The organism is Ulvibacter sp. 2210JD10-4, from assembly GCF_058148525.1.
The window spans coordinates 1-295 of sequence record NZ_JBYVJZ010000022.1 but is presented as its reverse complement, the minus strand read 5'-3'; the positions used below and the strand labels follow the sequence as shown (position 1 = coordinate 295).

Genomic DNA, 295 nt, shown 5'->3' with positions numbered 1-295 from the left:
ATTCTCAATTACAAGTTACACTTCCAAATTTCGTTGATAAAAGATTATTCAATTAAAAGTAACGCTACGAAGATCATCAAATTTTTACCTGTCCTTTTACTTCTGGTATTTACATCGTGTGTTACTGTCCGTGTGGCAGCAGACTATGACCGTGAAGCAACTTTTAGTGCTTACGATTCTTATGCTTTTTATAAGCCGGGAATTGATAAAGCACAAATTTCTGATCTAGATCAAAAACGTCTTCTTCGATCGATCAATAGCGAACTATCTGTAAAAGGAATGACCAAATCTGAAA

Annotated in this window: 1 protein-coding gene; it reads left to right on the top strand. The window is 34.6% G+C overall.

Annotated elements, in window-relative coordinates; all coding sequences use genetic code 11:
• On the top strand, positions 1-295 hold a 295-nt coding region (locus ACY2RT_RS15325), incomplete at its 3' end, for a DUF4136 domain-containing protein (RefSeq protein WP_490156800.1).